This is a genomic window from Arthrobacter sp. Y3225116 (assembly GCF_059091245.1).
This window is the reverse complement of the sequence record NZ_JBNHGL010000354.1, coordinates 1-2221: the sequence shown is the minus strand read 5'-3', so window position 1 is coordinate 2221 and position 2221 is coordinate 1. Positions and strand designations below refer to the sequence as shown.

2 protein-coding genes and 1 pseudogene are annotated in these 2221 nt (G+C 70.3%); 1 reads left to right on the top strand and 2 read right to left on the bottom strand.

Translation table 11 applies throughout. The annotated features are described in order from the left end of the window. A pseudogene (locus AC5RV2_RS17255) lies at window positions 1-361 on the bottom strand (3-oxoacyl-ACP reductase); the annotation flags it as partial. Then, window positions 361-1698: an acetyl-CoA C-acetyltransferase gene (locus tag AC5RV2_RS17250; protein ID WP_494093354.1), complete on the bottom strand. Its 1338-nt coding sequence runs from the start codon at window positions 1696-1698 to the stop codon at window positions 361-363. The pseudogene AC5RV2_RS17255 and the gene AC5RV2_RS17250, both read right to left, overlap by 1 nt. 80 nt (window positions 1699-1778) lie before the next feature. Between AC5RV2_RS17250 and AC5RV2_RS17245 the strand changes: the two genes are divergently transcribed. Then, window positions 1779-2221, top strand: a 443-nt coding sequence (locus AC5RV2_RS17245) for a TetR/AcrR family transcriptional regulator (RefSeq protein ID WP_494093353.1), incomplete at its 3' end; no start/stop codon positions are given.

Sequence of the window (2221 nt, the reverse complement as noted above, 5' to 3'; positions counted from 1 at the left end):
CGTCGGCGGGCCGGGACACGGTGATGACGCGGCCGCCGGGGGCAAGGTCCCGGAGGCTGGCGCCGGCGCTGAGCATGGGCTCCGACAGGTCCTCGGGCGCTTCCAGCTCGTCGAGCACCAGCACGATGCCGCCGAGGCGTTCCTTTGGTGCCGCATGCCGGCGAACGTCGAGGTCCCACCCGAGCATTTCCTTGGCCACCGTGTCGGCGCCGGCGCCCGCGCCGAGCACCAGGACAGGTCCGGGCAGCAGCGGTGCGCCGGGCCGGTAGCGCCGCAGCACGGCGGGCTGCGGCAGCCCCAGCTTCTTGGCCAGGCTCTTCACCGGTCCGGCGTTGACCAACTCCACGTACCGGTCGGTCATCAGTTCGCCTCCAGGATGGCGACGACGCCCATGCCGCCTGCGGCGCAGACGGAAATCAGGCCGCGTGTGGTGCGGGACTCGGCGTCGGCCTTCTCGCGCAGCATCTTGGCCAGGCTGGCCACCAGGCGTCCGCCGGTCGCCGCGAAGGGATGGCCGGTGGCCAGCGAGGAGCCGTTGATATTGAGGCGGGTGCGGTCGATGGCGCCCAGGGGCTTCTCGAGGCCCAGCTTGTTGCGGCAGAACTCCTCGCTTTCCCACGCCGCCAGGTGGCACAGCACGGTCCCGGCGAAGGCCTCGTGGATCTCGAAGAAGTCGAAGTCGGCGAAGGTCAGGGCCTGCCGGGCCAGCAGCCGGGGTACGGCATAGGCCGGCGCCATCAGCAGTCCTTCCTTGCCGTGCACAAAGTCAACGGCGGCGGCTTCGGAGTCCACCACCTCCGCCAGCACCGGCAGGTCATTGCTCCGGGCGTACTCTTCCGAACTCAGCAGCACGGTGGAGGCCCCGTCGGTCAGCGGCGTGGAGTTGCCGGCCGTCATGGTTGCCTCGGCACCGAGGTTCTTGCCGAACACCGGCTGCAGCTTGCCCAGCTTCTCCAGGGTGGTGTCGCCGCGCAGGTTGGAGTCCTTGGCCAGGCCGCGGTAGGGCGTCATGAGGTCATCGAAGAACCCGCGCTCGTAAGCTGCCGCGAGGTTGTGGTGGCTGGCCAGGGCGAGTTCGTCCTGCGCGTCGCGGCTGATGTTCCAGGCCGCGGTGGTCAGCGCCTGGTGCTCGCCCATCGACAGCCCGGTCCGCGGCTCGGCCGTGCCCGGCGCGTTGGGGGCCAGGTCCTTGGGGCGCAACTTGGCGATGGCGGTCAGCTTCTGCTGCATGCTCTTGGCGCGGTTCAGTTCCAGGAGTACGACCCGGAGTCCCTCGCTGACCGCAATCGGTGCGTCGGAGGCAGAGTCCACGCCGCCGGCGATGGCGGTGTCGATCTGCCCCAGCTTGATCTTGTTCGCCAGGCCCATCACGGTTTCCAACCCGGTGGCGCACGCCTGCTGCAGGTCATACGCAGGCGTCTGAGGCGAAAGCGCCGAGCCGAGCACCGCCTCGCGGGTGAGGTTGAAGTCGCGCGAGTGCTTGAGGACAGCGCCGGCGGCCACCTCGCCGATGCGTTCGTCCTGCAGCCCGAACCGTGCCACCAGCCCGTCCAGGGCCGCGGTGAGCATGTCCTGGTTGCTGGCCTGGGTGTAGGCTCCGTTCGCGCGGGCAAAGGGGATGCGGTTGCCGCCGACGACTACTGCCCTGCGCAGTCCGTTGGCGGAGCGGGTGCCGGTGGCGTCAGGTGAAGTGGCCATGTGGGCTCTCCTCGGGATTGGGTACGGAGCGGAACAAACGACAGTTACCGTAACCAAGCGTACCTGATACGCTGAGTTACGTGAACACCGCCACAGGCCGCCAGGCCGCCTCGAATCCGGCGACGCCCGCGGACGGCCGCTCGGCCCGCTGGGACCGTCACCGGACGGAACGCCGCCGGGAGCTGATCCGCGCGGCGCGGCACGCGGTGCACCGGCTTGGCCCCGATGCGTCCATGGAGGAGATCGCAGCGGCGGCCGGGACGTCCAAGCCCGTCTTCTACCGCTACTTCGGCGACAAGGCCGGCCTGCAGCGGGCCATGGGCGAGGTGGTGATCGGCCGGATGCAGGCCCGGCTCCAGGAGGCCGCCGCCACCGCGACTACGGCCCGGGAGGGCCTGCACGCCATGGTGTCGGTGTACCTGCAGATGGCCGAATCCTCGCCGCACGTGTACGCGTTCGTCACCCGCAACGCGCCGTCCGAGCCGCCGGCCGTTCCGCAACCCGGTGCGGACGATGCGCGGCC

Coding starts and splice junctions, on each gene's coding strand:
- AC5RV2_RS17250 (WP_494093354.1), bottom strand. CDS start 1,698: ATGGCCACTTCACCTGACGCCACCGGCACCCGCTCCGCCAACGGACTG.